Genomic DNA, 26,040 nt, shown 5'->3' on the forward strand with positions numbered 1-26,040 from the left:
TGGGAGGGTGCTATGAATAAGAAGTTCATTTATGAAGGATTACTAAGGCCTGAGCCGTCCGATTTAATCTCCAGCATCCAAAACGCATGGGTAAAATATATTAAAGAGGGAATAAAGCCTGAATCTCTGCTTCGTTCAGAAATTATTGCTTCCTGGGAAAGATCGAAAAGATTCGGAGTAAATCCTTTGCAGAAACAAGTTGAGGAAAGTATTGATAATGACGAACTAAGTTTATTTCACGAGAAAAATGATAAACTTCTCCATTACGCCAGGCCGGATATGAAATTTCTGGCAGAATCTCTAGAAGGTTCGGAAACTATAATAACAATTAGCGATAAAAACGGGCTTTTACTGGATATGTATGGTGATCGTGAAATTTTAAGAAAAGCGGGGAGAATAAATTTTCTTCCAGGGGCGGTTTGGAGTGAAGAAGTTGCAGGAACGAACGCTATAGGTACGGTTATAAAAAATAAATTGCCTGTTCAGATTTTATTTACTGAACACTTTTGTACGGGATGGCATGATTGGATTTGTGCGGCTGCCCCTATATTGAATCCGTTTTCGCATGAGTTAATGGGTGTATTAGATATATCCGGTAAATGGAAGAATGTTCATCCACACACATTAGGATTAGCGATTAGTAAAGCTAATAACATCACCAAGTATATCGAGAGGATTATTTATCATGAAGGATTACGAATGAATCCTTTTTTGACGGCTACACTTGGTTCGTTTGAGGATGGAATTATTATTGTCGATGAAAAAAAGAATATTTTGAGGACTAATACAAAGGGAGAGTCATTTATAATTAGAAACAATAAGGAGAAATCTCTTAAAGATTACCCCGAAATTGAAGAGCTTGTTGATAATGTTATAAATAGTAAACGGTTGGTTGTTGAAAACGAGATCTCGATCAATGGTATGCAAGACAGATTCATTTGCACCGTACATCCTGTAATGTTTGATCAAAACACTCTACTAGGTGTAGTTGTTCGTTTACGTAAAATCGCCCTAAAATTGAATGCGAAAGAGAGTAAAAGTATAATATCTGCGGCAGATTTTGGAACAACAAGATATACATTTGATCATATGATTGGTTCAGATCCTGCATTTGTAAAGGGTGTTGATAAGGCTAGAAAAGCCGCATCTTTAGATTCTACTTTACTTTTAACTGGAGAATCTGGTACTGGAAAAGAATTGTTCGCCCAAGCAATACACAATGCAAGCAAAAGAAGTAATAATCCTTTCGTTGCTCTAAATTGTGGTGCAATCCCTCGCGAGTTGATTGAAAGTGAACTATTCGGTTACGAACAAGGGGCTTTTACGGGTGCAAAGCAAAAAGGTAGCAAAGGAAAGTTTGAATTAGCAGATGGAGGCACCATTTTTCTGGACGAAATAGGGGACATGCCTTTAGAAGTACAAGTTCATTTACTTCGTGTTCTTGAAGAGAGAATGATTATGAGGATCGGTGGTGATAAAGTTATACCGATCAATGTACGAGTGATTGCAGCGACTCATAAGAACTTGATGGATGCTGTAAAGACAGGGATTTTTAGGGCTGACTTATACTATCGTCTTCGTGTAATCGAATTGAAAATTCCCTCCGTGCGTGAGAGATCTTCGGATATTCCGCTTTTGGTTAAACATTTTCTTAAACAACTTAGTGGGAAATTTGGTAAGGAGGACATTCAAGTAGATTCGCAAGCGATGAAGTATCTACAGTCTTATTCATGGCCAGGTAATATTCGGGAGTTAAAGAATGTAATAGAACAAGCTATTTTTAATATGGAAGGAAACACTATTCTTCCCTACGATCTTCCGTCAGAGCTATTAGCGGAAGAAGAACAAAGTGTAACGTGTGAAAAAGGACATTTTATTGCTGTAATTAAGGCTGTTGGAGGGAATGTTACCCTTGCCGCTGAAAAATTAGGAATTTCCAGAGCAACAATGTATAGGAAAATGAAGCAATTAGGCATCTCTTCTGAAACAGTTAATCAAGTGAAACTTTGAGACAAATGATACAGATAGTGTTTCATTGAGACAAAGATAAGGCTGGTAGAACGCTAACAAAGTCTAGTATTTTCTACAATTTTCGATGATATCTTTTATTTGAGAACTTGGCATGCTTCTTGCTAATAATAAAGACAGAAGGGAGGGATAACCCCTTTATAAAAAGGACATGCCACAAAAATGAAAGGGCTTACAATATTTGAAGCAAAAGGGAGGTCAAATATTAAAGCGATAAATTGGACAGCATTGATGACTTATAAGATAAAAGTAGAAAGTTGTCGAATTTCATAGCAAAACAAAAAATGAAAGGGGAATCAAGAATGGGACTGTTAATGACCATTGATAATGGTGGTACATTTACCGATGCGTGTTTGATCTATGGGGAGCGCGTGTTTCGTGCCAAGACTCTTACAACGCCGTATGACTTAACCAAATGTTTTATCGAAGTAATCAAGGCTGCTTCCAAAGAGGTTTATGGAGGGGAAAACATCCGTGCTCTTTTAACCGATCTTGATTATTTGCGTTACTCTACTACAGCAGGTACGAATGCAATCGTGCAGAAAAAAGGACCGCGCCTTGGTCTAATCTTGCGCGAAGGGGCAAATCCTTCATTTCTGTTGGGAAGTAATGAAGAAAAAGAAATGTTTACTGCTATGGTGGATGATCGTGTTGCGGGGATCAACACCAGTGGGGAAGGGCAAGAATTGGAAGCTAAAGTGGTAGAAGTCATTAACCAATTACTCTCCCAGGGTACTAATCGTTTAGTAGTTAGTTTAAGTGGATCGAATATCATAGAAGACGAAATTAAAATTAAAAACATTATTTTACGGAAATATCCTCGTCACCTTTTAGGGGCGGTTCCTGTATTATTCTCACATGAATTAGTTGATGACGCAAATGATAGCAGACGGACTTGGGGGGCTTTAATTAACTCATTCCTTCACTCGGGGATGGAGCGCTTCTTATATAATGCAGAAAATGTGTTGCGTGAATATCGCACGAAAAATCCGCTGCTTATTTTCCATAATGATGGTAACTCAGCCAGGGTAGCCAAAACAACAGCCATTAAAACCTATGGTTCAGGGCCTCGCGGAGGAATGGAGGGGACGAAGGCACTAGCTCAACATTATAACATTCCGGCGTTGTTGACCCTGGATATTGGGGGAACTACTTCCGATATTGGTCTGGTCAAAGTCGGTCAGATTAAAGAGGATGTATATGGAAAAATTGAAGAAATTCCAACGTCATTCTCTTTAAGCGATTTGATTAGTGTAGGTGCTGGTGGAAGTTCAATCTTTAAGGTCGTGGAAGGAAAGGTTGTTGTTGGTCCGGAAAGTGTAGGGGCTGCACCGGGACCGGCTTGTTTTGGACGCGGAGGGCAGGAACCGACTATTACGGATGCATACCTCTTGATGGGAGTATTGGATTCTCGCTCCTATTTCCGTGGTAGCATGGTTCTCGATGAGTCCCGTGCTAGGGCAGCGATTGAAGAAAAAATTGCGAAGCCCCTTGGAGTAAGCCTTGAAGAGGCGTTAGTGGCAATGGAAAAAGCGTATGAGGAAAAGATTGCGAAAGGATTGGCTGTTTATCAGGACCAGGCGAACGAAGTGACCCTGTTAGCTTTTGGTGGTGCAGGACCAATGAGTGCTTGTGGAGTGGCAAGGGCAGCAGGAATTAAACAAATCGTTATTCCACGTTTGGCCGCAGTCTTTAGTGCGTTCGGAATTTCATTCAGTGATATTGCGCATGAATATCAAGCTAATTTAGTTGAGATTAACGGTAAGAGTTTACAGGAAAAGTTAGTTCAACTAGAAGAGCGGGCTAAACGGGATATGTTTGCGGAAGGATTCGATATCTCGGAGTGTACAATCCAAACTCATCTCAGCTTTTTCCGAAATGGAGAGTACCAAACGATTACACTTGACCCATCAGATGCCGTAATCGTCGGATTGGAAGGAGCTCAGGATATTCGCCTTCATCTTAAAGTGGAAAAGCCGATTGCTCACTTTAAGTTAGAGAATAAAAAGAAATTGAAGGAACATGCTCCAACCCCTATATATCAAAAATCAATTTTAAATACGGAAAAACAAGCACAAGAGGTTCCGGTTTATCGCTTTGAAGAGATGAAACCAGGGGCTATCGGAGCAGGGACCGCTTTGATTGAAGATGAGTACTTCACCTGCCGTATTTTAGAAGGGTGGACGTTTAAGGTTAACGAAAACAAAGATATCTTTTTGTACGATGAAGGGGGAAAGGCATAATGAAAGCTAATATGACGGAATATTTAGCAATCGATCTGGAAAAGGAGCTTTGGTGCTGCCGCAAATGTGACCACGAAATTGCCTCTGCTCGTGGAAATTATAAAGAAGGTCTTCTCGTTTACAATCGTGATCCGAGAGAAATTCATAAGCCCATTATTAATCCTGATTGGTACGAGTTTACCTTTTCACCCGATCCGAGCTGGTGTCAGATTCTTGAGTATTATTGCCCTAATTGTGCAACCATGGTGGAAGTAGAATATTTACCACCTGGCCATCCTCCACTACATGATATGGAATTTGATATCGATGCATTAAAAGATCGTTATCTTAAAAGAGAGGGGAAGAGAGCATGAAGCAAGTTAGTGTAGATATTGGTGGAACGTTTACAGATTGCTTTCTGGTTTGGGATGATATCTATTTAGAAACGAAAGCGCTAACAACGCACCATAACCTAGCACTCGGTTTTATGGACGCACTGGAGCAGGCATGTAAAGAGCTTGGAAAAGATATTCGCACGGTCCTTTCCCAACTGGATTCCGTGCGATATGCCACAACTTTGGGAACTAATGCCCTGATCGAACGAAAAGGGCCAAAAATTGGATTGTTGACTACAGCTGGTTATGAAAGTCAGGTCCCTTTAAGCCGTGGTCGCGGTTATGGTGATGGTTTGACACCTCAGGAGCAGCAAGACTTGCCTGCCGGTCAGCGCCCCGAGCCGATTGTACCAATTCCAATGATAGCAGGGGTTCGTGAGAGGATTGATTATAAAGGCGACATTGTAATGCCGCTAGATGAAGAGCATCTTCGTCAGCAAATTCGACTTCTTGTTGACCGCGGGGCCCAGGCATTTGTGGTCGGGCTGACTAATTCCGTTGTTAATCCGGTGCATGAAAGAAGAGTAGAAGAAATTTTCCTGGAAGAGTATCCGACCCATATGCTAGGTGCGCTTCCTGTTATTCTTTCCCATCAGGTAGCTGAACGGAAGGGAGAATATGTGCGCATTACCTCTGCCATTCTGGATGCCTATTTGCACGACCAAATGTATCATGCATTAAGTTCACTTGAAATGACGCTGAAGGAATACGGGTATAACAAACCGATGTTAGTCGTTCACAATATCGGTGGAATGGCTCAGTTGAACTCAACGCATGCTCTTCAAACGATTCATTCTGGTCCAACAGCAGGGGTTAACGCCGCCGAGCACCTTTCAGAAGAATTTAATGTGGGGCATTTAGTTGCAATGGATATGGGTGGAACAAGCTGTGATATTGGGATTGTCGTAGGTGGCGGTATCCGATTCTATGATTTTAACCCTGTAATTGACAGATGGTTAGTCAGTGTTCCAATGCTTCATTTAGGAATTATTGGTGCAGGGGGAGGTTCCATCGCCCGCTACGATACAACCTTAAAGCATATTGAAGTAGGGCCAGCCAGTGCAGGTTCTGAACCGGGTCCGGCATGTTTTGACCGAGGGGGAATCAATCCGACAGTAACGGATGCCGATTTGATTTTAGGATACTTGGATCCGGAATATTATGCAGAAGGTCACATTTCCCTAAACAAGAAACGCTCGGAATTTGCGATTGGGGAAGCCATTTGTGATGAATTGGATATAAGTGTTGTGGAAGCGGCACGTCAAATAAAGAAAAAAGTAGACACCAATATGGCCCACGCTATTTTTAAAGAACTTGGCGTTAAAGGATATGATCCGAAAAACTTTACCCTCCTGGCATATGGAGGAAATGGGCCCCTCCATTGTTGTGGTATCGCAAAAGTTCTTGACATCGAAAAAATCTTAATACCTCCGTTCTCCCCTATTTTCTCAGCAGTGGGAGCAGGTATCATGAATCAGGTAAATATTCATGAAAAATCGGTGTTTATGAACATTTATGATTCCAATACGCGGAGTCTCTTTAAAGAGTATGAACGGTTCAACTCGATCGTCGAGGAATTGGAAGGGGAAGGAAAAGAGGAGTTGTTGCGTCAGGGAATCCCGGAAGAAGCAATTCAGCATCGTCTGGAACTGGATATGCGTTACGGAAATCAGCTGACACAAACTTCTGTTATTTCTCCAGTTAACCGTCTAAATAATATGGCTGAAGTGTTGGAACTGGTGAACTCGTTCAGTGTAAACTATGGCGAACGATTTGGGGAAGGAAGCCAGCAGCCTGAAGCCGGTATCCGGATCAATACGATCCGTGTGCTATCTTTCGTTGAGTTGGAACGGGTTGAGTTCAAGAAACCGATTGAAGGTCAAATAGAAGCGCCGGAACCTGTTAGTAAACGTGACTGTTATTTTGTTGATATCGATGAACCGGTGGTTACAAGTGTGTACCGTACACAATCGATTCAACCAGGTGCTGTCATTGAAGGACCTGCACTCGTGGAATCACCTCGTACCACCTATCTCATTGAGCCGGGTTGGAAATTTATTATGGGCGAACAAAACTCGGCCTGGATTATAAATAGTCAAAATAATAGCGCAAGTAACAAATTTCAAACGGATACGATGGCCGTAAAATAACAAAAGGGAGTGTGGAAACATGGCTTTGGATGAATTGAAGCGAGAACAAGAACTGGTAGAGAAGTTTTTGAAAGAAACCACCCTTTTTCTTGGTCCTGGACCCAGTTTGATGCAAGACCATACATTAGCCCCGATAACAGAAAGGGAAATTGAAGCCATTCGGAAGGTTACGGATCCTTCTGTTCTTAGTGTGGCACGCAGCAAGATGCAAGCAGGAGCAAACGAAGCGTTTGAAATGCTTGAACAGATCGGGGCTGCACCAGGAGCAAAATGGGGGGATCTGGTTTGTGGGATCTTTACCGCGAAAGGAGACTTATCCATCGTAAGCTCCGGTGGAGTGTTGATCTTCGCCGGATGTACACAGTATGGGGTAAAATATATCGTTCAGAATTGGCTCGATGATCCCGAGGTAGGCGTAAAGCCTGGTGACATCTTCTATTACAATGATGCCCGATATGGTGGAGTTCACAATACAGACCAAAACTTGATTATGCCGGTTTTTCATGAAGGGGAGTTAATTGCTTGGATTGTGACCGTTGTCCATGAAGGGGAAAATGGGGCGATCGAGCCGGGTGGCATGCCATCTGCTGCCGAACAAGTTTATGATCAGGGTCTGGCTATTTCACCGGTTCGGGTAGGCGAAAATTATAAGTTTTATAAAGATCTGGTCACTTATTTCCAAAATTCCGTCCGTGAACCAAAATTGCAAGTGGTGGATATGAAGGCCAAGCTTTATGCCGCCCGCCGCATTGAACAGCGTATTGAGGAAACTATTGGTGAATACGGTGTAGATGCTGTTGTTGCCGTATTAAGAAAGACGTTAGATGATACGGTAGAAGAGGTAAAGCGCCGTCTTCGTCAATGGCCTGACGGCAAAGTGCGGATGATGGGGATTGCTGACAGTACTTTGCGGGAAAATTTATTAATTAAAGTCAATCTGGAGCTAACCAAAAAAGATGATTTATTAACTCTTGATTTCCGGGGATCATCACCCGAATTTGCCAACCGTCCTAACAACTCGGTAACAAGCGCGATGAAAGGGATGCTAGCTCAATTATTCCTATCATTTATTTGGCCTGATCTACCAAGGAATCAAGCAGTTCTGGCACCAATGGAATTTATTATCGATGAGCATTCTATCTACAATGCTTCATACGATGTTCCGAATGCACAAAGTATGATGACGTTTTTCCCGGCGTTCACGGCAACGCAGGCAGCTTTAGCCAAATTTTTATACAACAGCCCGGAAAAAGCGACGAAGGTTTTGGCCCCTTGGTACAACATGATTAGAACTTGTATCTATGGTGGGGTAACCCAACATGGGGAAACCGTAGGTAATCTATGTGCCGACTTGAACGGGATGCCTGGTGGAGCAAGGGAAGGTCTTGACGGAGAGCACTCGATTGCGCCGATCTTTGCCCCGATGGCGGAGCAAGGGGAGCAAGAACTGATTGAAGAGGAAGTTCCGATTATGCAGCTTTCCCGCCGCCTTATGAAGGACAACCAAGGATTTGGCAAATATCGAGGTGGTCAGGGCTATCAAATGTTTTTGACGCAAAAGGATTCGGACTATTTCGGGTTTATGACCACGACCATCGGTTCCAAATATCCGTCAACGTATGGAATTTTTGGAGGCTATGCTTGCCCGGCTTACCCACTTTGCAAAATCAAGGGTGTGGATATTTTTGAGATTATGAAAAATGAACCGGAAAAGATGGTCTATACAGCCAAAGAGATCATGAACAATCGTCCTTTCGAAAATGCTACCTACACCACGCATCATGGCGGATTACAATTCGAATTGGTTCAAGAGGGTGAGCTTTATATTATTACGCAAGGGACTGGCGGCGGTTATGGGGATGTACTTGATCGGGATCCGGAGAAGGTCATTAAGGATGTGGAGGAAAACCTGATTTCCCAGGAGACGGCCAATAACATTTATAAGGTCTTTTACGATCCGAAAACCCTTGTACTGGATGTGAAAAAGACAGAAGAGGCCCGACAAAAAGAGAAAGAAGACAGGAAAAAGAGAGGGGTTCCTTATCAGAAATTCATAAAAAAATGGGTAACTGATAAGCCGCCAGCTCATCTTCCTTTCTATGGTTCATGGAAGGATCGGGACATTATCTTTGCCGGATCCCCGGATAGTGTTATGACGGAAGGAAATTTAAAATCAGTATGGTTGCCGAATCCAAAAGATGTTCGCATTTCAGAATTAGAAAAGCAGCTTCAAGAATTAAAAGAAAAAATCAATTCCTAATCTTTGGTGATTAATATGTTTAACTGAAAAGTCAGTAAGTTGTTCTTTGCGGCTTTTCCAACTGCTATAAAAGTGAAGGGGGGAATGAGGAATGAATTTTAAACAGTTTTTATTCCCATCAGATACGAAGAGAAAAGTCTGGGTAGATTTTCTTGACTATGCCAATCGACTTTTTGCGGCAGGTAGGGAGGATTTATGGAGTAACCCAGATACCTTTATTTCCGTCTATAGCCAGGGGCAGGGACTGCTTCGTTCAGATGTACTAAGTCTTTCTATCCTTGACTTCTATGCGGACTTTATCAATCGTGAACTGGGTGTCAAGGAACCGTGGGTGGGCAGAAAACCAACATTTGCCTTAAAAAAACTGCTGGCACTGGAAGAACCCAGAAATGTTCTTTTGGATGTTTTATCAGGACTACAAAATCTTTATCGGGGAAATCCGCATATCGTACTTGCGATCCCCTCTCCACAAAGGCTGCTTGTATGGTTGGATTCAGTGGTGCAAATTAATCAAGATCTTCCGATAAGCCATGATGATATCGAGGCAGCAGCAATGTATTTGGCCGAGTATTTACGGTCTTTTTCCACTTCCGGATTATCGGCGATTGTCATCATGGAGAGCGATTCTCCGCTTTTAGATATAAATGAAGCTCTTTCTCTCTACCAGCCCGTATTTAATATAGCGAGGCATTACCAGTGGTCGGTGGGAATCCAGAAAGGGGGAACCGCTCATGAAATGACCAAGGGCGGGGATGAGGTGGACTTTTATCTCTATGGAGATAGTGAAATTAGCGCCTTGCTTCCTCTTTGGGAGAAGGGACTTGCCATTGGAGGGGGACTAAATCGGAATTTTTGGGAAGAAAATTCTAATTTACTTGAACTTCCTTCTATAGGGCTCACTTATGGGATGATCCCTGGGTATGCGGAACCTGAAAAGGTACTTTCTCAATTGAAAAAGTTGCGTTCGTAAAAATTTTTACGATTAATGTGAAGAAGTAAACGGAATAGATAATGCCTGTGAAATATGCGGCGAAGGAGCTGCAATGATCTCGTGACCTGCGATCACGAGATCATTGTTGTCTTTAACATCTTCCCTATGAAGAGAAAGGAGACTGTATTTTGAAAAAAGGTAAAATAATTGGGTCTTTTGCAGAAGCGGTTCGTGATATTAAGGATGGTTCCACCATCATTGTAGGTGGATTTGGAATTTGCGGAATTCCTGAAAAATTAATACTTGCCTTACGGGATCAAGGGGCTAAAGATTTAACCATTGTCAGTAACAATTGCGGCACCGATGATTGGGGTCTTGGGTTGTTGATGGCCAATCAACAAATTAAAAAAATGGTAGCCTCTTATGTCGGTGGAAACAAAATCTTTGAACAGCAATTCATAAGCGGAGAGTTAGATGTGGAATTAGTTCCGCAGGGAACGTTAGCAGAACGAATTCGTGCTGGTGGTGCTGGAATTCCCGGTTTTTATACGGCAACAGGAGTAGGGACCATGGTTGCAGAAGGAAAAGAACACAAAGTATTCGATGGAAGAACGTATATCTTAGAACGCGGGATAGTGGGGGATTTCGCATTGGTCAAAGCATGGAAGGGGGATCCGCTGGGCAATCTTGTTTTCCGCAAAACGGCGCGCAACTTTAATCCCCTGGCGGCCATGGCGGGTAAAATCACCATAGCGGAAGTAGAGGAAATTGTAGAAATCGGAGAATTAGATCCAGATGAAATTCATACACCTAGCATTTATGTCCAGCGTATTTTGCTTGGTACGAATTATGAAAAGCGAATTGAATGCCGTACCGTTTTTACGGCCTAATTCTCTTACGGGATTATGGATAATACGTTCTTCTTAATAGCTTCTGGATAAAAAGTAAGGAATGGAGGAGTTCTTATGAAAGATGTTCGCTTAAAAATTGTGCAACGTGCCGTAAATGAAATTGAAGATGGAATGTATGTCAATCTTGGAATTGGGATGCCGACACTTGTTGCTAATGAAATTCCCCCAGAATATAACGTGTTACTTCAATCGGAGAACGGATTGTTAGGAATTGGTCCGTATCCTGTAGCAGGAATGGAAGATCCAGATCTCATTAATGCTGGGAAAGAAACCATTACCACAGTTCCCGGCGCTGCTTTCTTTGATAGCGCTGAATCGTTTGCCATGATTCGAGGTAGACATATTGACCTTGCTATCCTTGGAGGGATGGAGGTATCCGAAAAAGGAGATTTGGCCAATTGGGTCATTCCAGGGAAAATGGTGAAAGGGATGGGGGGAGCGATGGATCTCGTCAATGGAGCTAAACGTATCGTTGTGATCATGGAACATGTCAATAAACATGGAGAATCGAAAGTGAAAAAGGAATGCACACTTCCATTAACAGGAAAACAAGTGGTGCATCGTTTAATCACTGATTTGGCAGTATTTGATTTTACTCCAGAGGGCATGGTTCTTGTAGAAACCCAGGAAGGGGCAAGAGTGGACGAAGTGAAGGCTAAAACAGCAGCTTCCTTTATGGTAAGCCCGAAATTGCTAGTAAGATAAAGGTTTATATATATTTTGGTAACTAAGGGTCATAGTACCGTTTGTGGATAAAAAACAGTCGTGAAACTGAAAGGAGTGAAAATTGTGGAACAGGTTGTCATTGTTGCCGCAGGTCGTTCACCGATTGGAGAATTTGGGGGAAGTTTAAAAAGTGTGTCAGCAAGAGAATTAGCCACACATGTAGTCAAAGAAGTAGTTAAAAAATCCGGGCTCTCGCCTGAACACATTAATGAATTAATTTTGGGGAATTGCATCCAAAGAACGGATGAACCCAATATTGCCCGGACAGTAGCGATTGATGCGGGGTTTGGCAATCATGTAACAGGTTTTACCGTACAGCGCCAATGCTCTTCCGGAATGCAGGCCATTGTGAATGGTGTTCAGGAAATTTTGTTAGGAGACAGTGAAATTGTCGTTGCTGGCGGTGTGGAAAACATGAGTAATGCCCCTTATGTGTTGAAAACAGCACGTTGGGGGAATCGCCTACAGCACGGCCAAATGACCGATACTGTATGGGAAATTTTGATGGACCCGCATCATCAGATTATGATGGGCGAAACGGCGGAACGTTTAGCGGATAAATATGAGATTACCAGAGAAGAGCAGGATGAAATCGCATATCTTAGCCATCAAAAAGCGATCGGTGCTATTGAATCCGGTCGGTTTGCTGAAGAAATCGTTCCAATACCGATAAAAAAGAAGAAGGAAACGGTCTTTATAGACCGGGATGAACATGTCCGAACAGATATTACGTTAGAAAGCTTAGCTAACTTGTCTCCCATTTTCAGAAAGAATGGAACGGTCACAGCAGGAAATGCCTCAGGCATAAACGATGGTGCGGCTGCGGTTGTTCTCATGACGGAAAGAAAAGCAAAAGAACTAAATCTTGAAATCATTGGGAAAATCAAAACATATGCTTGGGTCGGTGTGGAGGCCGATCTGATGGGGTATGGCCCGGTGCCCGCTACACATAAAGCCTTAAAAAGGGCCGGCTATACGTTAGACGATATTCAGCTGATTGAGGTCAATGAAGCATTTGCTGCCCAATATCTAACTGTAGAAAAATTGCTAGGCTTAAATCGTGAGATTGTCAATGTAAACGGAAGTGGGATTAGTTTAGGTCATCCCATTGGTTGCACGGGTGCAAGAATAGTGATTAGTCTACTTTTTGAGATGAAGCGTCGGGACTTACAGCGTGGTTTAGCAACCTTATGCATCGGTGGCGGCATGGGAATGAGTATGATTGTAGAGCGTGAATAATTAGAAGAATAGTTTGAAAGATTTTGAAGGTAAAGGAAGTAAAAAATGTAAGTAATTGGAAATTGGACATTGCGAGACTTGCTTAACGAAAAGACAACCCTTTATCCTGATAAAACATTTCTTCATTTTGAAGACAATAATGAACAAATATTTACCTTAACTTATAAACAAATATACAAAAATATTTAGACTCTTATCAAGAGAGGTGAGGGACTGGCCCAATGAAACCTCGGCAACCATTGACTCGTGCAACCGGTGCCAATTCCAGCGGAACATTGTTTCGAAAGATAAGGGGTGCGACCGTTCCTTTGCTGCGTTTTTGTCGACCTCTTACCACCGAAGAGGTCGTTTTTATTTGTAACGTGCCCAGCAAGCCGTTAATTGCTAGTTGGTGAAAGTCTAACACAAGGAGGAGCTGAATTGACGGGAGGGGGATCCTTTAGTAATCTAGAATGATGATAGTGTTAAAAATAAATGGCAGGTATTGAGGAGACATATGGGCATAGTTAATGGATAAGGAGAGGAACTTTCAATAATGTCTTGGGAGATTTTGAACATAATTGGCACGATTGCGTTCGCTGTAAGCGGTGCACTGGTCGCAAAGCACCTTGCTTTGGACGGCGTTAATTGCGATGCTCGTTCTTTTTCTTCTTCCAGGCAAGTGGATTAACCAGAGCAGAAAATATGTCGAATTATTTGATGCGGTTGGACTTGCAGCTTTTGCCATTCTAGGTGCGCTGTATGCTGCGCAAATCGGGCGTCCGCTGAGTGCCATTATGGTGGCTGCTATTGACAGGAATAGGCGGTGGCATGATTCGCGATGTACTTGCCGGGCGAAAACCTTATGTGTTAAAGGAAGATATTTATGCTATATGGGCGATGCTGGCGGGTTTTATTATTGGCATGGGTTGGGTTTCCCTGTCTAATCCCGTCCAATTATCAGCTCTGTGCGGCGTTATTGTTATCCTGCGAATGTTGTCCGTTTATTATAGATGGAAACTGCCGAGGCGAACCCTGCAAAAAGCTTGGTAGAAAATGTAGTTTTTTTCCTTAGCAGAGAAGGGTTTTTGTAGAAGAATGGCGAATCTTTCTTCGTGTTGACCCAAAGGAGGAAAGACAATGAAAGTACCTGGCCTTTTAATTCGTGTGGATGACCTGGGACGAATCGCTATACCGGTCGAGCTGCATCGGAAAATCGGGATTTGCGACCGGGACGAAGTAGAAGTGATGCTGGAAAAAGATACGATTACACTGAGAAAGCCCCGCCCTAGTTGCGTTTTTTGCGGAACGGAGGAAGGGCTGCTGGCTTATTCAAAACGATCCTATTGTGTGTACTGTATTGGTGAATTAATCGAATAGGCTACCTATCTGCCAAAATAATAATGTAATATCACTTACATAAAATATGCTCCGGGAAAGCTTGCTTATGCCGAACCGTTTTGCTTGCAAAACGGTTTTCGTTTTAGGAGGTAATGGATGAACCATTCAGAAACGCTGGGATCAAATAAAAATCAACAGCGATGGTGGATTCTTGCAAATGTATCATTGGGAACCTTCATGGCGACCCTTGACGGCAGTATTACGAATGTAGCGCTGCCTACAATATCAAGTTCGTTATCCGTCCATTTGTATATTGTGCAATGGGTGATAACCGCCTACTTGCTTACGATTGCTTCCGTCCTTCCGATCATCGGAAAGCTTTCCGATTTATTTGGCCGTTCTTTGCTGTATAATGTCGGCTTTCTGGTGTTCACGGTCGGATCCGGGCTCTGTGGATTGTCACATTCTATTGGGATGCTGATTGCGATGCGGGTGGTGCAGGCAATTGGAGCCGCTTTTTTAATGGCGAATAGCCAGGCGATTGTGGCCTCCACGTTTCCGTCCACCGAGCGGGGAAGAGCGTTAGGGATTACAGGAACAATGGTGTCACTCGGTTCTATGGCAGGTCCCGCTATTGGAGGGCTATTAGTTGGATTTTTAGGCTGGTCCTCGATTTTTTGGATCAACGTTCCGATAGGCATCGTTGGATTTCTCGCTGGTCTTCGCATTTTGCCAAAGGACAAACAGGCGAAAACAGGCGAGCCTTTTGATTATTCCGGTTCCCTGTTGTATATGGCTGGAATTGTAACGTTTCTCTATACCGTTTCTAATTCTGAAGTATGGGGCTGGGGCTCACTTCCGTCCATTTTGGGATATGCAGTGTCTTTTATTGTATTGGTGCTGTTTTATTTTCGCGAACGATTTACAAAGTATCCGATGCTGGACTTTTCCCTGTACCGTATTCAGACCTTTCGCGCGGGAAGCATTGCCGCTCTTTTGTCCTTTGTGGCGTTGTTTTGCACAAACGTGATGATGCCGTTCTACATGCAGGACGTGCTCAATTTTTCCCCGCATGTCATTGGCTATGTGATGATGGCTTACCCGCTTACAATGGCGCTTGTCGCTCCTTTCTCGGGATGGCTGTCAGATAAAATCGGGCCGTTATTTTTAACAACAGGCGGCCTTGTTATCAACGCCATTGGATTTGCGTCTTTAAATATGCTGTCCTTTGAGGCCAATTCCTGGATTATAGCCATGCACCTTGCCGTTTTCGGCATCGGAATGGGGATGTTTCAATCACCGAACAATTCCAGCGTGCTGGGAGCCGTTCCGCGGAACAAGTTGGGTTCGGCCGGGGGATTAAACGCGCTTGTCCGCAATATTGGCATGGTGTTGGGAACCTCCTTTTCGATCTCTCTCTTCTCGTATCAGCTCCATAAATTAACCGGGCGCATTGCTCAATTAAAAGTGGAAGGTGCCCAGCATCCTGCAGCATTTCTTACTTCCCTTCATACGGTGTTTTGGATGGCTGCCGGCGTTTGTATTGTTGGTGCGTTCGTGTCAGCAAGCCGTAAAGCGCTCCCGGTCAGGACAGCCTCAAACTCTTAATCTTTTTGCAAAATGGAAATACAGGCTAACAGGAAGACATGAAAAAAAGGAGGGGAAAGATGACAGCCATTATCTGGATTGTAATCGGACTGTTGTTTCTCGTAAGCATCGCCGGGGTGTTTATTCCAGTCATCCCCGATGCTGTGCTTATGTGGGGGGCCTTTCTGCTTTACCAGTTTACCGTTGCTAAACACGGCTTGAACTGGTCATTCTGGGTGCCGATGACGGTGTTGACCGCCGTCATATTTGCAGCCGATATGCTGTCCAATGCATATTTTGTGAAAAAGTATGGGGGAGATAAGTGGTCAATGGCGGCTTCCATTGTCGGGATTATAGCGGGGCCTATTGTGCTGGGCGCTTTCATTGGCCCGTTTGCGATTATCGTCGGCCCTTTTCTCGCTGTATGGCTGACCGAGCTGGCCCGCCAAAAACGGGGAAAGCGGGCGTTCGGAATCGCGCTTGGCACTGTTCTCGCTTTTTTAAGCAGCGCTGCGGCCAAAATCGTGATTCAGCTTATTATGATCACCTGGTTTTTTATTGCTGTAGCATAGATTATCAACATCTTTTCAATAAGAAAACCATGCTGTCTACGACCAGCATGGTTTTTTGTGCCCGTTAAAGAAAGTATATGTTGCTTTACAGTATTAAAGCAACATATACTTTCTTCCATTGGTCACCCGAGAAAAACTCGCGGGAGTGTGCCGAACGTTGCTTTTTCGATGTGGAGCGTGTGGCCGGAAGGGCGATCAGACCGACAATTGTCCATCCTTGAGATACCCGGATGTTTTGTCGGTCCGACCTTCCGGTCACTAAGCGGCCGTTTCGCTTCCCTGCAGAAAAAGGACGAGCGGCAACGCCCGCGAGTTTTTCTCAGCGGTAAAAAGCGTATCTTTCTTCTATATGGCTGAGGTATATGGTTGAGACTGTGGTTTTTACCGGCAGCTGCAAAGGAAGCTGCAGCTATCGTCTGCCCCAGTGCACTGTTCAGTGAATTTGCCGGTATACCCCGATAACCTTACCCAGAATCGTAACGACCGGTAGCAAAATGGGCTCCATTGTTGCGTTTTCCGGCTGGAGTCTAAAGTGGTTCTTCTCTTTGTAAAAACGCTTAACCGTCGCTTCATTTTCCTCCGTCATCGCCACAACAATATCCCCGTTGTTTGCTACCTGCTGCTGGCGTACGATAACGTAATCGTCATCCAGAATGCCCGCTTCAATCATACTTTCACCTTGAACCCTCAGCATGTATACCGTATCCCCGCCTACAGTGCTCTCGGGAAGGGCGAAATATTCTTCAATATTCTCGACGGCCGTAATCGGCTGCCCCGCCGTTACCTTCCCCAACACAGGAACTTTAACGGTCCGTACTTCCTGAAACTCGCGCTCCATTTCTTCGGAATTCAGAATTTCTATCGCGCGCGGCTTGGTTGGATCGCGGCGAATAAGCCCCTTCTTCTCCAGGCGTGCAAGGTGTCCGTGGACGGTGGAACTGGACGCCAGCCCTACCGCCTCTCCAATCTCCCGCACGGAAGGAGGGTATCCTTTATCCTTGACCTCTTGTTTGATGTATTCCAGAATGGCAAGCTGCCTGCTCGATAACTTCTTCACCCAAAACACCCCTTTACTTCCAGATCATTCTCTGAAGCTATTATACCAACATTTGTTCTTATATACAAACATAAGTTCTAATTTTTCGATTGACAAGAACGTTCGTTCGCTCTATTATAAAACTATCAAAAGAACGTGTGTTCTGATTTTTGTTAGTTCTAGCACATAAAGACAAGCATATGATAGAAACAGATAAAAATCTAAGGAGGAAACGCAGCATGAATAAGAAGCTATTATTTACAGGACTCATTTTTATTCTTTGTATCCTTGGAATGACAAAGATAGTGTTTGCTGCTATGAAAGGCGGCAGCAACGACACATCTATTACTGTCACCGTACAAGAAGGAGAAACGCTGTGGAATATTGCGGACCGGTATAACGAGCAGGAAGGAATGTCGGTGCCGGAACTTATATTTTACATCAAGCAGGCCAATCATCTTAAAACCGCTATGATTCAGCCGGGCGATAAAATCATCATCCCTCGTAAATAATATTTGTTCGCATTTTATGCTATACTAGAGGAACATCCTGTGAGAGGAGTTCAAATAGTGACCGAAGAAAAAATTAAACGTATAAATGAACTGGCAGCCAAGGCGAAAGGCGTTGGATTAACGGAGGCAGAGAAAGAAGAACAGCAGGCGCTGCGTTTTGAATATGTGCAAGCGGTTCGGAATTCACTTCGCGTAAACCTGGAGTCGATTCGTTTGGTCGACGATGATGGGAAAGAAATCGGTCCTTTGCCAAAAAAACATAGACATTAAGCGACCCCTCCGCTACATGGAGGGGTTTTTTGGTATGGAAATTCAGGGAGGGTTAACAATATGAAAGTGGCGATTTATGCGCGCGTGAGTACCGAACGTGCCGAACAGGAAACAAGCCTTGAGCGTCAGGCCGAAGAATTACAGGTGTTTGCGGCCCGGCAAAAATGGGAGGTAGTACGTGTTGTAAAGGAACAAGAAAGTGGATTCGTAGAAGAAAGGTATGGACTGCTTGAAATTTTACAGGATTTTTCGGAAGGTGTCATTCAGGGAGTCCTGATTCAGGATGAGTCAAGACTTGGAAGAGGGCACAGCAAGATTGCCATTCTGCACCAGATTCGTAAATCGGGTGGGCGCGTATTTTCACTCGATAATGGAGGAGAGTTGCAAATCAGTGAAATGGAAGGAATGGTGCTGGAAATCCTTGCGGTAGTGGAAGAGTATCAGCGTCGGCTGACGAATCAAAAAATTTCCCGTGGTGTGCAGCGGGCGATTGCTCAAGGCTATCGACCCGAGCAAAATTTAAAAAACTTAGACCAGGGCGGCCGAAAACGCAATGACCTTCCGCTTGACGATATTATCCGGCTCCGTGATAAAAAATTAACGTTTGAGGATATCGCGGCTACGCTGCGGGGACTTGGGTACGATGCTTCACGAGCCACCGTACATAGAAGGTATCGGGAATATGTTAAAAAAACAGAAGGCAGCCAAAGGAGCGATGAAGCAGATGGAGGTGGAACTCGATAAAGTTACGGAGCGATTTATGCGATATACTGCGGGGAAGAGGTAGTCGGCTATTTATGCGAAAACTGCCACGCCAAGCATAAAGTTAAGCCTGTCAGAGAAAAAAATCCATTTGCAAAACTGGCCAAGCTTAAGGGGCAGGAATAAGTAGTTATGTGCGGGCAATACCAATTATAGGCGGTCTGTCCATTTTCCTTTGTTCATATTATAGTACAAAAATACTGCGTAGTTAATAATTTAAATAAAATTAAAAATAAACTTCCTCCACACACCTATACAACGATAAAAACAAGTAAAAAACAGATTAAACCTTAACATGAAGCTATTTTCCAGACAATACTTTGAATTATGCGATGGCTTGGCCCAATGGATCGACTTAGGCATAGGATGCAGCCGATCGATAGACAATAAGGAGGGAAAATATAAAACTAGAAAAAGGAGCCTATATATCCATGAGCGAAAAAAACATTCTTGCATTTTTCAAAAGTCCGGAAGAAGCTGAGAAAGTAGCTGAACAGCTGAAATCGTTAGGCACTGCCGATATGCAGATTGACCGAATCAGTCGATATACCGGCGAGGGAGTAGAACGTTTTACCAATCCAATTACCGGAAATATATCCAGCCTCGCTAATCTAACTCTTGCGGCCGATGGAACAACCCGCAACGAAGGAATTCTCATGGCAGCGGATGTAAGTGCAAGCGGAATGAGCGATGGAGGGCAGGACGATGTCACCGGCCGGGATGTCCTTTTAACAGTTGTTATAGATGAAAGCAATCATAAGAAAGCATTGCAACTGATTGAACAAGGAGGAGGTATGGTGTAGCCGGAATTGTGATAGCGTCGCTCTGAACAACATACATAAAAACCCCTCGTATTCTCATAAAAGCGAGGGGAAAACAGAATATCCAACCGACAAATTGTCGTTTGCCTGCCGATTATTTGGCTTCTTTGACCGTGAATGTTGCCGTTGGCATAATGTGCATATGATTTGCGTTTGTATGGAGCATGACATAATAAGTCCCCGCTTTGTTGAAGGTCCGGGTTAGCGCGTAATGTCCCTGTTGATCCGGAACCGGAACCGTATCAAACATTTCATGCCGGGATTCACCATCCCGCCATATCTCCATCTTCATTTCAGCATCGTTCACCGGTTTTTCTCCTGCTTTTACCGTGCCGATTAGTTTCACCGGCTGACCGGTCTGAACAGAAGCAGGCGTTGTGGAAAACGAAACGACAGGCTGGCTTGTTTCCATACTGCAGCCACTTACGCTAATGGAGAAGAGCAAACAAAGAGGAATCAATCCCAACTGCTTTATTCGTATGAGTCGAATTAGCTGAATCAAGGTGTACACCTCACGATCATGATGATGAACATTTTAGTATACGTTAGAATAGTATATTGTCTGCCGAAGATATACGTGCAGAATGATTGAGATGCCTTTTCTGTATTGAGATTTGCAAAACAGAAAGGCAGGTTTAAAAGGAAATTCAGCCTGGACATTTTACAGCATGCCATCTATATTAAACATAGTTTTTGTTTAATATAGAGAAATGGCAAACGTATATGATCACACCCGGGTCCGGCGCGTGCTCGGAGCTTCGACCGGCCTTGGATCATCAACGGTACGCGTCGCTTTATTCGGTCTTTGCATGAATTTCGTCTCGTGCAATCAAACCTTGCCGATCATGGTCACGGGGGCGCACTCTTCTGCCAATCTGGGGTGAACGTTAACCGAGGCCAGAGCTGTCCCGGGTGGTCGCGGATACGAGTTTAGTTTTTGCCGGGCTCGTTCCCTGGAACATGCTGGCTATTCTCTGTAGTACGGTCATCGGAATACCGACTGTTCAGTATCTGCCGTACGCTGTTTTTCTCTGGCTATTACCCCTGCTGACCGTGTGCCTGTCTTTTAGCAAAAGGCAAACAGGGGAGGTTAGACCGTATACTACCCGGTAGTTGGCGTTCTTTCCTTTTGTAAAAAATGATAGAATGGTTTGTAAAATAAACTTGACTGCTGACATGTAAGCTGTGAGTAAGCAATATGGAAGGATGAACGAGATTGGCAGTAATGACAAGAGATAAGATTGACCTGCTGGCACCCGCCGGTAACTGGGAATGCTTGAAAGCCGCAGTGGCAAATGGTGCCAACGCGGTTTATTTCGGAGTGGAGAAGTTTAATGCGCGAGCCCGGGCGGATAACTTCCAGATGGATGAACTGCCCGAAATCATGGCGTATCTTCATACGTATGGTGTCAAAGGCTTTTTAACGTTTAATATACTCGTATTTGAAGACGAATTGGACGAGGCGGAAGAACTGGTAGAAGCCTGTATGAATGCCGGAGTAGATGCGGTCATCGTGCAGGATTTGGGACTGGTTCAACTCATTAGGGAAATTTCCCCGGATTTTCCGATTCATGGTTCTACCCAGATGACGGTTACCTCACCGGAAGCGGTTGAATTTGTTAAGGATTTTGGTATGGAAGTCGTCGTGCTCGGCCGGGAAAATAACCTGAAGCAAATCCGGACTATTTCGAACCAGACGGATGTTCCGCTTGAAGTATTCGTTCACGGTGCTCTTTGCGTATCGTATTCCGGCCAGTGCCTTACGTCTGAGATGTGGGGCGGCCGTTCCGCAAACCGCGGCGAATGCGCCCAGGCCTGTCGTCTGCCCTATGATTTAATCGTAGACGGCATTCAGAAAGAGATGGGGAATATCGCTTATTTACTTTCACCGAAAGATCTGGCGGCGATTGATATTATCCCTGAGTTGATTGAAGCAGGCGTTAGGTGTTTCAAAATTGAAGGCCGATTGAAATCACCCGAGTATGTTGCTAATGTCGTAAATAAATACAGGGAAGCGATTGACCGGTATTTTACAGGGGAAAATTATGTGCCTTCGCCGGATGATATGCGTGAACTTCAGCAGAGCTTTAGCCGCGGGTTTACCCATGGCTTTTTGACAGGCACCAATAATAAAAAGCTTGTGGATGGAACCTTTCCAAAAAGCAGGGGCGTTTATTTGGGAACCGTTAAAAAAGTTTTAAAAGATGCCGTATTGTGTGAACTTGCTTCCCCGTTAAAGAGGGGAGACGGCATCGTATTTGACGCCGGAAAACCTCAGGAAAAAGAAGAGGGAGGTCGCGTTTATGACCTGCGCAAAAACGGCCGCAAAATCGAAGGGGAAGTCGTTTCAGGTATTGTTGAAATTGTCCCGGGACGCAAGGATGTAAAATTAAACCGCGTCCATGCAGGCGATAAAATCTGGAAAACAAATGACCCGGAACTGGATCGCAGACTGCGTAAAACGTTCGAGCAGGATCAACCTTATGAATTAAGCACACTTTCTGTTGATGCATATGGAAAGGAAGGGAAGCCCTTAACTTCCGTTTGGCACGATAAAGCGGCAGGCCGCAAAATCACGGTATCCTCCGAAATGTCGCTTGAACCGGCGTTGAAGCGCCCTTTAACCGAGGAGTACTTGTTTGAACAATGGGGGAGATTGGGCGGCACCATCTATGAATTAAAGGATCTACAGGCCCGGCTGGAGGGCGACGTAATCGTCCCGGTCAAAGAACTGAACCGGATGCGCAGGGAAGCGGTTGAACAGCTTATTGCCTTGCGGAGAAGTCCGCGGCAATTCAATCGGACGAACCAGATCGGAGAACAGCGGGTACCGCTCGCTTTGAACCATACGCTGGCACCCCTTGGGGCAAATCACAAGCCGGAATTAGTGTCACTTTGCCGTACGATTGAGCAGGTGCATGCTTCTGCAGCCAGCGTTGCCGATTATATTTATGCGGATTTTGAATTTACGCGTGATTACCCTCAGGCGGTTGAAATCGCACGGCGCAGTGGAAAGCCGATTGCCCTTGCCACCCCGCGGATTCATATGCCGGGTGAAAACGGGGTGCTCTATTCGATTCGTAAAGCGAATCCCGACGCCGTTCTTGTGCGGAATGTAGGGGCGATGCAGTACTATAAAGAAACAAATGATCTTTCGCTTATCGGTGACTTTTCCTTAAATATTGCGAACCATAGAGCGGTTGACTTATTTATCGAACGGGGTCTGGCCCGTGTTACACCCTCCTATGACTTAAATATTCAGCAGATGATGGACATGCTGCAACAGTCCAGGGTGGATAAAATGGAGCTGGTCATCCACCAGCACCTTCCGATGTTTCACACGGAACATTGTGTATACTGCACGTTTTTAAGCGAAGGGACCGACTTTACTAACTGCGGCAGGCCTTGTGAAAGCCATCGTGTTTCTTTGCGGGATCGCGTCGGCATGTCCCATCCGGTGCGCGTGGATGTCGGATGCCGCAATACGGTTTATAATGCGATTGAACAATCGGGCGCCGAATATATCGATCGGTTCCTTGAACAGGGGATTCGGGTATTTCGGGTGGAATTTTTAGAAGAAGACGCGGATAAAGTGAAGGAAGTTCTTACTTTATACAGGGAAGCACTCGATGGAGAGCGAAGCGGCACAAGTGTGTGGAAAACGCTGAAAGCTACTAACCAACTGGGTGTAACACGCGGCCAATTATTAAAAAAATAGGGAGCTCCCTTTTCGATGTATCTGTCCATAAAAAGACAACTTATGACCTATAGTACTATACACAAATACTAGATTTCCAGATAGAATAGGGATAGGACAGCTACAATGCTACCAAATATTTCTCAAACACATCTCATAGAATTCGACAGAATACATGAATTTATTTGGTAAAAGCAGACGAATGCTAGGGATGGTGATAAAGATGAAGAAGAAACTCGCGGGTATTGTCCTTCTTTCGATGGCAATTGCTTCGCCTGTATCGGCTGCTTCTTATTCTGTTACTAAAACGGATACACTTTACAAGATTAGCAGGCAATATCATGTGTCGGTTGCTGAGTTGAAGAAAGCCAATGGTTTAACGAGCGACACCATTATGGACGGACAAGTCCTGATTATTCCAGGTTCTGCAAAACCGGATATACCAAAGGGCGCGAAAAGTACAAAGCCGGGTACCGCTGCAACTGCCAAAGTTAATTCAAGTAAAAGCTCAAGTAAAACTTCCGGTAAAACCTCTAGTAAAGCATCTAGTAAAAATTTTAGTCAAAATTCGAGCAAAGGTTCCGGCAAAACTACAAAATCCGTTGCTGCGAAAAGCACGGAGGCTCCAACAGACAACGGCGTACAAACATTGGCAAGCCGCTCTGTTAGCCGAACGTTTTATGAACCTTCATTTTCTGCCGATAATTCCGTGATGAATGATGGAGGAGGAGAAAATCAAGGCGCTCATGGAAATGCTGCAACAAATGCAGCAGGGGCACCGGCGGCGGATGTATCGCAAGCGGATGTACATACGGGAAATAACACGTCAACGAATACATATAATAACCAGGTCCCTGAAAATTCAGGGCGCGTAGGAGAGATTGTAAGTCCTTTACTGGGCGTTCCTTATAAATTAGGGGGCAATACCCCGGACGAAGGGTTTGATTGCAGCGGATTTACCTCTTATGTATATTCGCAGTTGGGCATCACGCTGCCCCGGATTTCCTCGGACCAGTACACAATGGGAACGGATGTCCCAAATAAAGAAGACCTAAAACCCGGAGATTTATTGTTCTTCGATTCGATGAATAAAGGGATGGTCACCCACGTAGGCATTTATTTGGGCGATAACAAAATGGCTCATTCAGGTTCGGACAAGGTCACTGTGGAGGATCTTACATGGTATTTCAACCACTATCCTTTTTACGGTGCCAAACGTTTTCTTTAACCCTGCCAACTATTTTTCTATGTGGAAATGGTTATGAAAATCTTGTGACATCCTTCTCTGGAAGTTGTGGATATGAAGGCAAAAGGGTATGATTAATAAGAAAACTTAATCTTTCGGCATAGAAAAGAAAGGTGATCGCCAATGGGGAAAGAGATTGTTTTATTGGGAGCGGGATACGGCGGAATTTCATTTCTCTACACAGTTCTTTCGCACATTCCATCCGATGTCCATATTCATGTTATCGACAGACTTTCAGCCCATACAATAAAACCGGAATTTTATGCTCTTGCCAGCGGGTCGCTTAATGAAAACAAAGTAATGGCACCTTTTCCGCAGCATCCGAGAATCACCTATATACAGGATGAAGTGGAGGAAATACAAGTCTATAACCATAAAGTTATCGGAAAATCAACCGAAACTCATTTTGATCAGCTTATTGTAGCTCTCGGGTCTGTTGACAACTATTTCAATGTGCCCTGGGCCGAGGAATATACGCACAGTATCCAGTCTTTTGCCAAGGCGATGAAGACGAGGAAGGCCGTGGATAATCTACCGGAAGACAGCCGTGTGGTAATTATAGGGGGCGGGCTTTCCGCTGTTGAATTTGCCGCCGATTTGCGGGAACAGCACCCTACACTTCGCATTACACTGCTGGAGCGTTCGAATCAGGTACTGCCGACGCTGCCCGAGCGCATTCAGCAGTTCGTGCGGACGTATCTGGAAGACAGCGACATCGAAGTCAAAACAAATGTTGGCGTAACGCTGATCGATGATAAGAACATTCATTATTCATTTGAAAATAAATGCATGCCTTATCGCCTGTGTGTCTGGGCAGCCGGCATTAAGCCACATCCTGTTTCCCATGCCCTTTTGGCCTACAGTAACGCTGACCGGCTCAACAGGGTCGTTGTAAAAGAAAATTATGAGCTGCCTTATTACGAGAATATTTTCGTGGTTGGAGACTGTGCCAGCTCAGAATTCGCACCAAGCGCTCAGCTGTCAAATATCCAGGGGAAACAGTTAGGCCAATATTTTTTGGATAGCTGGCAAAATAAACAGTTTGTCCCTGAACCGATAAAATTAAAAGGCGTGTTAGGGTATTTAGGCAAGAAAACGGGATTTGGTATGGTCAATAATAATATACTCCTTGGAAAAATCCCGAATGTAGTCAAATCCGGTGTACTCTGGATGCATAAACATCATATGGGGTAATTCACTTTGGATAGCGCAATAGAAAGGTCCTGGTGCTTGTCCCCTCACATAGAAAAAAACCACTGGAATAGATGAGCGGTCTAAACCGTCTGCAGTGGTTTTTTGCTTTCTTCCTGCCAGACCGCTAGTGGAATTTCCCGTCCTTGTTTATCGCCATGGAA

The 26,040-nt window shown here is 44.2% G+C and carries 23 protein-coding genes, 1 pseudogene and 1 riboswitch; of the genes and pseudogenes, 21 read left to right on the forward strand and 3 right to left on the reverse strand.

From position 1 onward, the window contains the following. Positions 1-12 precede the first annotated feature (12 nt). The 13 genes and pseudogenes from H525_RS0117005 to H525_RS0117065 all read left to right on the forward strand — a co-directional run bounded on the left by H525_RS0117005 (position 13) and on the right by H525_RS0117065 (position 16,341). Positions 13-2,010, forward strand: coding sequence for a sigma-54-dependent Fis family transcriptional regulator (locus H525_RS0117005; RefSeq protein WP_027417165.1), 1,998 nt, complete (start codon positions 13-15; stop codon positions 2,008-2,010). Positions 2,011-2,330: 320 nt separating this feature from the next. Beyond that, a complete protein-coding gene (locus H525_RS0117010) occupies positions 2,331-4,271 on the forward strand; it encodes a hydantoinase/oxoprolinase family protein (protein WP_027417166.1) in 1,941 nt (646 codons plus the stop codon). Next, a complete protein-coding gene (locus tag H525_RS24545; RefSeq protein ID WP_051331125.1) occupies positions 4,271-4,624 on the forward strand; it encodes an acetone carboxylase subunit gamma in 354 nt (117 codons plus the stop codon). The genes H525_RS0117010 and H525_RS24545 overlap by 1 nt, the downstream gene beginning before the upstream one ends. Continuing rightward, entirely contained in the window at positions 4,621-6,795 is a 2,175-nt protein-coding gene (locus tag H525_RS24550; RefSeq protein ID WP_051331126.1) for a hydantoinase/oxoprolinase family protein, read from the forward strand. Before H525_RS24545 ends, H525_RS24550 begins: the two co-directional genes overlap by 4 nt. 19 nt (positions 6,796-6,814) lie before the next feature. After that, positions 6,815-9,055, forward strand: a complete 2,241-nt coding sequence (locus tag H525_RS0117025) for a hydantoinase B/oxoprolinase family protein (RefSeq protein WP_027417167.1) — start codon at positions 6,815-6,817, stop codon at positions 9,053-9,055. Between the two features lie 91 nt (positions 9,056-9,146). Then, a complete protein-coding gene (locus tag H525_RS0117030) occupies positions 9,147-10,025 on the forward strand; it encodes a hypothetical protein (protein WP_027417168.1) in 879 nt (292 codons plus the stop codon). Positions 10,026-10,189: 164 nt separating this feature from the next. Next, entirely contained in the window at positions 10,190-10,876 is a 687-nt protein-coding gene (locus H525_RS0117035) for a CoA transferase subunit A (protein WP_425387737.1), read from the forward strand. A gap of 75 nt (positions 10,877-10,951) precedes the next feature. Beyond that, positions 10,952-11,602, forward strand: a complete 651-nt coding sequence (locus H525_RS0117040) for a 3-oxoacid CoA-transferase subunit B (protein WP_027417170.1) — start codon at positions 10,952-10,954, stop codon at positions 11,600-11,602. Positions 11,603-11,686: 84 nt separating this feature from the next. After that, on the forward strand, positions 11,687-12,862 hold the full coding sequence (locus H525_RS0117045; protein ID WP_027417171.1) for a thiolase family protein: 1,176 nt from the start codon (positions 11,687-11,689) through the stop codon (positions 12,860-12,862). Positions 12,863-13,052: 190 nt separating this feature from the next. Continuing rightward, positions 13,053-13,156: riboswitch (SAM riboswitch) on the forward strand. A gap of 241 nt (positions 13,157-13,397) precedes the next feature. Continuing rightward, positions 13,398-13,894: pseudogene (locus H525_RS26625) on the forward strand (trimeric intracellular cation channel family protein). Positions 13,895-13,981: 87 nt separating this feature from the next. Further along, positions 13,982-14,221 carry an AbrB/MazE/SpoVT family DNA-binding domain-containing protein gene (locus H525_RS0117055; RefSeq protein WP_027417172.1) on the forward strand — a complete coding sequence of 80 codons (240 nt, stop codon included), beginning with the start codon at positions 13,982-13,984 and terminating at the stop codon, positions 14,219-14,221. A gap of 117 nt (positions 14,222-14,338) precedes the next feature. Further along, positions 14,339-15,790 carry an MFS transporter gene (locus H525_RS24560; protein WP_035101768.1) on the forward strand — a complete coding sequence of 484 codons (1,452 nt, stop codon included), beginning with the start codon at positions 14,339-14,341 and terminating at the stop codon, positions 15,788-15,790. Between the two features lie 59 nt (positions 15,791-15,849). After that, entirely contained in the window at positions 15,850-16,341 is a 492-nt protein-coding gene (locus H525_RS0117065; RefSeq protein ID WP_027417173.1) for a DUF456 domain-containing protein, read from the forward strand. 85 nt (positions 16,342-16,426) lie between these two features. Here H525_RS0117065 and H525_RS27530 read toward each other — a convergent pair whose 3' ends face one another. Both H525_RS27530 and lexA read right to left on the reverse strand, forming a co-directional pair. Beyond that, positions 16,427-16,600, reverse strand: a complete 174-nt coding sequence (locus tag H525_RS27530; protein ID WP_155837386.1) for a hypothetical protein — start codon at positions 16,598-16,600, stop codon at positions 16,427-16,429. A gap of 174 nt (positions 16,601-16,774) precedes the next feature. Then, entirely contained in the window at positions 16,775-17,398 is a 624-nt protein-coding gene (lexA, locus tag H525_RS0117070; protein WP_027417174.1) for a transcriptional repressor LexA, read from the reverse strand. Positions 17,399-17,616: 218 nt separating this feature from the next. Between lexA and yneA the strand changes: the two genes are divergently transcribed. From yneA to H525_RS0117090, 4 genes are all read left to right on the forward strand, one after another. Continuing rightward, positions 17,617-17,889, forward strand: coding sequence for a cell division suppressor protein YneA (yneA, locus tag H525_RS24565; RefSeq protein ID WP_035101771.1), 273 nt, complete (start codon positions 17,617-17,619; stop codon positions 17,887-17,889). Positions 17,890-17,946: 57 nt separating this feature from the next. After that, positions 17,947-18,159, forward strand: a complete 213-nt coding sequence (locus H525_RS24570; protein ID WP_035101775.1) for a DUF896 domain-containing protein — start codon at positions 17,947-17,949, stop codon at positions 18,157-18,159. Positions 18,160-18,219: 60 nt separating this feature from the next. After that, positions 18,220-18,903, forward strand: a complete 684-nt coding sequence (locus H525_RS0117085; RefSeq protein WP_027417175.1) for a YneB family resolvase-like protein — start codon at positions 18,220-18,222, stop codon at positions 18,901-18,903. Positions 18,904-19,352: 449 nt separating this feature from the next. Beyond that, positions 19,353-19,724 (forward strand): hypothetical protein, encoded by a 372-nt coding sequence (locus tag H525_RS0117090; RefSeq protein ID WP_027417176.1) that lies wholly within the window; start codon positions 19,353-19,355, stop codon positions 19,722-19,724. Between the two features lie 112 nt (positions 19,725-19,836). Here the strand turns inward: H525_RS0117090 and H525_RS0117095 are convergent, their stop codons facing one another. Continuing rightward, positions 19,837-20,244 carry a FixH family protein gene (locus H525_RS0117095; RefSeq protein WP_211237031.1) on the reverse strand — a complete coding sequence of 136 codons (408 nt, stop codon included), beginning with the start codon at positions 20,242-20,244 and terminating at the stop codon, positions 19,837-19,839. A gap of 401 nt (positions 20,245-20,645) precedes the next feature. Between H525_RS0117095 and H525_RS29695 the strand changes: the two genes are divergently transcribed. The 4 genes from H525_RS29695 to H525_RS0117110 all read left to right on the forward strand — a co-directional run bounded on the left by H525_RS29695 (position 20,646) and on the right by H525_RS0117110 (position 25,879). Beyond that, on the forward strand, positions 20,646-20,855 hold the full coding sequence (locus tag H525_RS29695; RefSeq protein WP_155837387.1) for a Na+/H+ antiporter NhaC family protein: 210 nt from the start codon (positions 20,646-20,648) through the stop codon (positions 20,853-20,855). A 112-nt stretch (positions 20,856-20,967) separates the two neighbouring features. Next, positions 20,968-23,460 carry a U32 family peptidase gene (locus H525_RS0117100; protein WP_035101825.1) on the forward strand — a complete coding sequence of 831 codons (2,493 nt, stop codon included), beginning with the start codon at positions 20,968-20,970 and terminating at the stop codon, positions 23,458-23,460. Between the two features lie 202 nt (positions 23,461-23,662). Then, positions 23,663-24,667: a C40 family peptidase gene (locus tag H525_RS25785; protein ID WP_027417179.1), complete on the forward strand. Its 1,005-nt coding sequence runs from the start codon at positions 23,663-23,665 to the stop codon at positions 24,665-24,667. Positions 24,668-24,808: 141 nt separating this feature from the next. Continuing rightward, the gene (locus H525_RS0117110; protein WP_027417180.1) at positions 24,809-25,879 is read left to right on the forward strand and encodes an NAD(P)/FAD-dependent oxidoreductase; all 1,071 of its coding nucleotides are present in this window, start codon (positions 24,809-24,811) and stop codon (positions 25,877-25,879) included. Positions 25,880-26,040 lie beyond the last annotated feature (161 nt).

The sequence above is a fragment of the Aneurinibacillus terranovensis DSM 18919 genome, assembly GCF_000430625.1.
Taxonomy (GTDB): Bacteria; Bacillota; Bacilli; order Aneurinibacillales; family Aneurinibacillaceae; genus Aneurinibacillus_B; species Aneurinibacillus_B terranovensis.